Consider the following 6,638-nt stretch of genomic DNA (forward strand, 5'->3'; position numbering starts at 1 on the left):
CCGGAACGGTCCGGTGCAGGCAGTATGGGACGACAGCAACGTCGAGACGGGAGCGGGACATGCGCGCAGGGATCACGTCCACGCGGAAGGTAGTCATCGACGCTGCGAAGGATCTGACCCTGCATGACCGTGCTCAATCTTGGCATCGTGGCCCATGTCGACGCCGGTAAGACCAGCCTGACCGAGCGGCTGCTGTTCCGCGCCGGCGTCATCGACCGGATCGGCAGCGTCGATCAGGGCAGCACACAGACCGACTCCCTCGCCCTGGAGCGGCAGCGCGGCATCACCATCAAGTCGGCGGTGGCGTCGTTCGCGGTGCGCGGCGTGACCGTCAACCTGATCGACACGCCCGGGCACCCGGACTTCATCGCCGAGGTGGAGCGGGCGCTGCGGGTGCTCGACGGCGCCGTCCTCGTCGTGTCCGCGGTCGAGGGCGTCCAGGCGCAGACCAGGGTGCTGCTGCGGACGTTGCGGCGGTTGCGCGTACCGACACTGATCTTCGTCAACAAGATCGACCGGCGCGGCGCCCGGCACGAGGACCTGCTCGCCGACCTCGCGGCCAAGCTGACCCCCGCGCTTGCCCCGATGGGCCGCCCGACCGGGCTCGGCACGCCCGCCGCCGGGTTCGAGCCGGACACCGGCCGCCTCGCGGAGGCCCTCGCCGAGCACGACGAGGACGTCATGGCCGCTTTCGTGCACGATGCGCCCGGTGTACCCCTGGCCGCCGCGCTCGCCCGACAGACCGCCGGTGGGCTCGTCCATCCGGTGTACTTCGGCTCCGCGGTCACCGGCGCCGGCGTCGACGCGCTCGTGGACGGCCTGGCCACTGTGTTGCCCGCCGCCGGTGGCGACCCGGACGGCCCGGTGTCCGGCAGCGTGTTCAAGGTCGAGCGCGGGCCCTCCCTGGAGAAGATCGCCTACGTGCGGATGTTCTCCGGCACGCTCCGGGTCCGCGACCGGCTCGCCGCGGGCAAGGTCACCGCGATCGGCGTCCCCCACGGCGGCACCGCGGTCCCCGCCGGCGAGGTGGCCGCGGGGCAGATCGGGAAGCTGTGGGGGTTGAAGGGCGTCCGGATCGGCGACAGCATCGGCGAGCCGCGACCCGGCGCGGCGCAGCTGTTCGCGCCGCCGACCCTGGAGACCGTCGTCGTGCCCCGCGACCCCCGCGACCGCGGCCGCCTGCACGCGGCGCTCGTCCAGCTCGCGGAGCAGGATCCGCTGATCGACCTGCGCCAGGACCACGAGCTGTCGGTGTCGCTGTACGGCGAGGTCCAGAAGGAGGTGATCGAGGCGACCCTCGCCACGGAGCACGGTGTGCTGGTCGACTTCCGCGAGTCGACGACCATCTACGTCGAACGGGTCGCCGGCACCGGCGAGGCCGCGGAGGTCCTGGGCGCGCCGGACAACCCGTTCGTCGCCACGGTCGGCCTACGGGTCGAGCCGGCCGCGCCGGGCAGCGGCGTCGAGTTCCGCCTGGACGTCCCGGTCGAGGCGATGCCGATGTACGTCTACTCGTCGGCGTCGTTGTTCCACGCCGCGATGCGCGACTACGTGCGTTCCACGCTCCGCCAGGGGCTGCACGGCTGGGAGGTCTCCGACTGCCTGGTGACGATGACGCAGTCCGGGTACTCCTCCCCCGTCAGCACCGCCGGCGACTACCGCAAGCTGACCCCGCTGGTCCTGATGCGCGCCCTGCAGCTGGCCGGCACGCGGGTGTGCGAGCCGGTCCACCGCTTCCACCTCGAGGTCCCGGCGGACACCGCCGGCGCCGCGCTCCGCCTGCTGTCGAAGCTCGGCGCCGTGCCGGAGACCCAGCACCCCCACGGCGGCTGGCACGACCTGAGCGGCACCGTCCCGGCGACGCGCGTCCGCGACCTGGAACGCCGGCTGCCGGGCATCAGCCACGGCGAGGGCGTCCTGGAGTACGCATTCGACCACCACCGCCCGGTCCGCGGCACCCCACCGGTCAGGGCCCGCTCCGACCACAACCCGCTGGACCGCAAGGAGTACCTGCTGTGGGTCGAGCGCCGGGTAGCGCTGTAGCCGGTCGAGTGAGCGGCGTCACCGCCCGGCCGGCTCACGGATCGGCGGGCCGTCTCGTCCTGGGGGTGTAGCGCGCCGGGACGCGGCGCCCAACGAGAAGGAGCCGGCCATGCACCGGATCGTCGTCCTCGGAGCCGGGTACACCGGCATGATCGCCGCCATCCGGGTGGCCCGCCGCACCCGGCGGCGCGCCACCCAGGTGACCCTGGTCAACCCGTCGGGCCGCTTCACCGAGCGGCTGCGGATGCACCAGACCGCCACCGGGCAGGCGCTGCCCGACGTGAGCATCCCGAACCTGCTGCGCGGCACCGGCGTCGAGTTCGTGCAGGGCCGCGCCGAGCGGATCGACACCCAGCGCCGCGAGGTGCGCACCGCCGACCGCACGATCGGCTACGACACCCTCGTGTACGCCATCGGCAGCGTCGCCGACACGGCAACGGTCCCGGGGGTCGAGGCACACGCGTACACCTTGAACACCGTCGAATCGGCGGGACGGCTGGCCTCCGTGCTCGCCGCGACCCCGGACGCGACGATCGCGGTCGTCGGCGGTGGGCTGACCGGGGTGGAGGCCGCGACCGAGGTCGCCGAGCGGCACCCGGCGGCCCGGGTGCTGCTGCTCAGCCGCGACGCGCCCGGCCCGCTGATGTCGCCGCGGGCCCGCGCCCACCTCGACCGGGCCCTGACCCGGCTCGGCATCGAGGTGCGGACCGGCGTCGACGTCGTCTCCGTGCGCCCCGACGCGGTCGAGCTCGCCGGCGGGGAACTCGTCACCGCCGACGCGACCCTGTGGACCACCGGGTTCACCGCGTCGCCGCTCGCCGCCGACGCGGGACTCACCGTCGACGAGCGCGGCCGGATCGTCGTCGACGCGACGCTGCGGTCGGTGTCGCACCCCGACGTGGTCGCGATCGGCGACGCCGCCGCGATCCGGCAGCCGTGGGGCACGATCCACGGCACCTGCCAGAGCGGCATCCCCAGCGGTGCGCACGCCGCCGACAACATCGCCCGGGTACTGGCGGGCAAGGCGGCGAAGCCGTTCCGGTTCGGCTACATCCACCAGCCGGTGTCGCTCGGCCGCAAGGACGCTGTCATCCAGTTCACGCATGCCGACGACACCCCGCGGCGGTGGTTCCTGTCCGGGCGGGCGGCGGTGATCTACAAGGAGCTGGTGACGTCCAGCCCGCTGCCGGCGTACCGGATGTCGAAGCGCCTCACCGTGCCGGCCGCCGCTCTGGCGTCACGCGGTTAGGCCTTTGAGTTTCTCAGGGTTCGTCATCAGGTGGATCGAGTGGACCAGGCCGTCGACCAGGTGCAGGACAACTGCGGTCGACGGCACACCCGCGGAGTACACCACGATCGCCGGGCCGCCGTTGACCTGCTCGAGGCGGATGCTCGGCGCGTCCGGCAGCCGGCCGGCGAACGTGAGCAGCGCCCGCGCGACGAGGTCCAGGCCCTCGATCACCTTGCGCGGCGCGGGTGCCAGGCCGCCGCCGTCGCTGACCAACTCCACGCCCGGCGCCAGCACCGCGATCAGCTCGCGCAGGTCACCGCCGGCGCACGCGGCCAGGAACCGTTCGGTCACCGCGGTGCGGGTGGCGAGGTCCGTGTCATACCGGACGCGATGCTCCTCGACGTGGGCGCGGGCCCGCGCCGCGGTCTGCCGGACCGAGACCTCGCTGCGCCCCACGAACCCGGCGATCTCCGCGTGCGAATAGCCGAACGCCTCGCGGAGCACGAACACCGCCCGCTCCAGCGGCGACAGCGACTCGAGCACCAGCAGCATCGCCGTGGACACCGAGTCGGCGAGGGCGACCCGGTCCGCGACGTCGGGGGTGGTGAGCAGCGGCTCCGGCAACCACGGCCCGACGTAGTGCTCCCGGCGCGCCTGTGCGCTGCGCAGGCGGTCGATGGCGAGGCGGGTGGTCACCCGTACCAGATACGCCTCGGGATCCTCGACGGTTGCCGGGTCGACGGTGCTCCACCGCAGCCACGTGTCCTGCACGACGTCCTCGGCGTCGCCGACCCGGCCGAGCACCCGGTAGGCGACGGCGTTGAGCTTCCGCTGATGCGCGTCGAAGATCTCAGCCGCGGTCACGCCACTACTGTTGCAGCACCGACAGGATGTTGCCCGCCGGGTCCTTGAACCACGCGATCAGCGGCCCACCGGCGCGGTGGATGCCGTGCTCGTCGGTGCTCTCGTACTGCTCGAACCGCACGCCGCGCTCGGTGAGGGCGGCGACGGTGGCCTCGATGTCACTGACCGGGAAGTTGAGCACCGTGAACGTGGCCGCCTGATGGTCGGGCTTCGGGTAGATGAGCACGTCCTTGTTCCCGGCGAGGCGCAGGTGCAGCATCCCGTGCTCCTCGTCGACCTTCAGGCCGAGGGTGTCGCCGTAGAACCGTTTTGCCGTGGGGATGTCGTCGGCCGAGAACCCGCTGAACGCCTTGGAATCCGAGAGCATCCTTCGTTCCTACCACGTGCTTCGCTTTTGTCGCTGGTCACTGCGAACGGCGGCGGTTTTTGTCGGTGGGCGTGGTTAGGGTGGCGCGGTGATGACATGGACCGCGCCGCCGGCGTCCTGCGCCCCACGGGACTGGACCCCGCCGCCGTCCCGGCCGCCGTCCCCGCCGCTGGAGTGGCGCGACGGGATCGCGGTCAGCCCGTGGCTGCGGTCGGTCCTGCACCCGCGCCGCGGCGGCATCGCCACCGACATCAGGCCCCTGGCCACGATCGACGAGGCGTGGGCCGGGCTGCGCCACGGGGTGTGGGTCGAGGACGAGGCGATCCGCGGCCGTGGCCACCGGTCCCGGGTCTGGGAGCTCGTCACCGCGCCGGATGCCGGAAGCCGGGCCGTCGGGCTGCGGCTGCTGGACCCCGCGGCCCGCATCGGCACCGCCGAGGAGGACCGGACGCTGGTCGAGGCGTGCCGGGCCCGGTTCGAGTATCTGTCCGGCCCCGCGCACGACTGGCTCGCCGACTTCCTCGTGGCCTCGCACGGCCTGGTCGAGGGGTGCCGGCGGATCCTCGGCGGCGTGCACGTCGAGCTGCCGTATGTCGGCGTCGGTGTCTTCGGCCGGCTCCGGCAGCTGCTGGTCCTCGCCGACGAGCCGACCTATGCGCAGGCCCGCGACGCGCTGCTGGAGGTCCGCGACCGGCAGGCGGCGCGGCACACCGGCGGCACCCGCGCCGACCTGTTCTGGGCCACGTCGTTCCTGCTGCCGGTCGGCCCCGCCGCCGGCGACGACGAGCGCCGCGCGCACGACGCCGCGCTGCGGTTCGCCGGTGCGTTCGGCAACCTCGACGTCCACGCGTCCGGGCTGGCCGCCGGTGACCTGGCGACCCTGGCGCGGTTCCTCGCCGTCAACAAGCGGGTCCGGTGGGAATTCTTCGGCACCTCGGGCGGCCGCATCCACCTTGCCAGCGTGCTGGAGGCCGCCGGTGCCGCCGCCGGCCCGGTCCTCGCCGGGATGAAGCCGGCCAGTCCGTTCGAGGACCACGCGCACCACAACGGCGTGTGGTGCAGCCTGCTCGCCCACATCGACGACGACGCGGCCCGCGCGGCCCTGCAGCGCGAGCGCGAGCACGGCCACGGATGGGCGACCCTCGGCCCCCTCACCGACCCGGCGTCGTTCGAGCCCGCCGTCGACCCGTCGATCGTAGTCGCCGTCCCCGACGGCGTGCCCTGCGACTATGTGCCACCCCCCGCCGCACACCCGACCTGGCTGGAGCCGGCCGTGCCGGTCGAGCCGGTGCTGCGCTGGCGCGACGAGGAGCGGGAGGCCGCCGAGCGGCTCAGCGCCCACGCGGGCGACCTGCACTGGGACGGCGTGCCGCTCGACCGGTGCGACACCGCGCAGGTGACCGCGTGGCTGGAGCACCGCGAGCACTGGGCGCTGCCGACCACCGTGCCGATGCTCGTCGTCGCTCCACTGTGGACGCACGAGCGGCTGATGGCACTCGGCTTCGAGCAGCACCACTACTGGGTCCGGTTCCGGCTGCCGCTGCTGCTTGTCCGGCACGGCACCAGCCACGTCGCGCCGCTGGTCGCCGCCTTCGCCGACCCGCGCAGCGTGGAGCCCGCCCTGCAGGCCGCGCTGCCGGTCGGGCACGTCGCCCTCACCCCGCCGGTCGTGCAGGCGTTCGCCGGCAAGAAGCTGCGCCGCCTCGCCCGCACCTGGCTGCTGCGCCACCCCGCACACGCCGCGGCCGGCGCCGTCGCGCTGTGGTCGGCGTCGCCGAAGGACCGCGCGGTCGCACGGGTCCTGCGCTATCTCGACGCGCAGGGCCAGCGCCCGCTGCTGCTCGAGCAGGCCGGTGCCCGGGCCGAGGCGCTGACGGCGCTGCTCGACCAGGATCCGGGCGTCGCGTCGAAGCTCCCCGCGTATGTCACCTCGCCGCCGCTGCCGCCGCTCGCTGCTGCCTCGCTGCCGCCCCTTGCTGCTGCCGACGTGCCGCTGCCGTCCCTCGCTGCCGCCGACGTGCCGCTGCCGTCCCTCGCTGCCGCCGACGTGCCGCTGCCGCCCCTCGCTGCCGCCGACGTGCCGGCGCCGGCCCTCGCTGCCGCCGGCGCGCCGCTGCCGCCCCTTGCAGCCAC

The 6,638-nt window shown here is 73.9% G+C and carries 5 protein-coding genes; 3 read left to right on the forward strand and 2 right to left on the reverse strand.

What is annotated here, in order from left to right; genetic code table 11:
• Positions 1-123 precede the first annotated feature (123 nt).
• Positions 124-2,043 carry a translation factor GTPase family protein gene (locus AB0K00_RS54805; RefSeq protein WP_363539126.1) on the forward strand — a complete coding sequence of 640 codons (1,920 nt, stop codon included), beginning with the start codon at positions 124-126 and terminating at the stop codon, positions 2,041-2,043.
• A gap of 109 nt (positions 2,044-2,152) precedes the next feature.
• The gene (locus tag AB0K00_RS54810; RefSeq protein ID WP_363539128.1) at positions 2,153-3,292 is read left to right on the forward strand and encodes an FAD-dependent oxidoreductase; all 1,140 of its coding nucleotides are present in this window, start codon (positions 2,153-2,155) and stop codon (positions 3,290-3,292) included.
• Here the strand turns inward: AB0K00_RS54810 and sigJ are convergent.
• Together sigJ and AB0K00_RS54820 are read right to left on the reverse strand one after the other, a co-directional pair.
• Positions 3,281-4,138, reverse strand: coding sequence for an RNA polymerase sigma factor SigJ (gene sigJ, locus AB0K00_RS54815; protein WP_363539130.1), 858 nt, complete (start codon positions 4,136-4,138; stop codon positions 3,281-3,283). The two genes, AB0K00_RS54810 and sigJ, sit on opposite strands and share 12 nt — an antisense overlap.
• 4 nt (positions 4,139-4,142) lie before the next feature.
• Entirely contained in the window at positions 4,143-4,505 is a 363-nt protein-coding gene (locus AB0K00_RS54820) for a VOC family protein (RefSeq protein ID WP_363539132.1), read from the reverse strand.
• 88 nt (positions 4,506-4,593) lie between these two features.
• Here AB0K00_RS54820 and AB0K00_RS54825 point away from each other — a divergent pair.
• A partial coding sequence (locus AB0K00_RS54825; protein WP_363539134.1) for a hypothetical protein occupies positions 4,594-6,638 on the forward strand: 2,045 nt, incomplete at its 3' end.

The organism is Dactylosporangium sp. NPDC049525, assembly GCF_040676755.1.
Lineage (GTDB): Bacteria > Actinomycetota > Actinomycetes > Mycobacteriales > Micromonosporaceae > Dactylosporangium.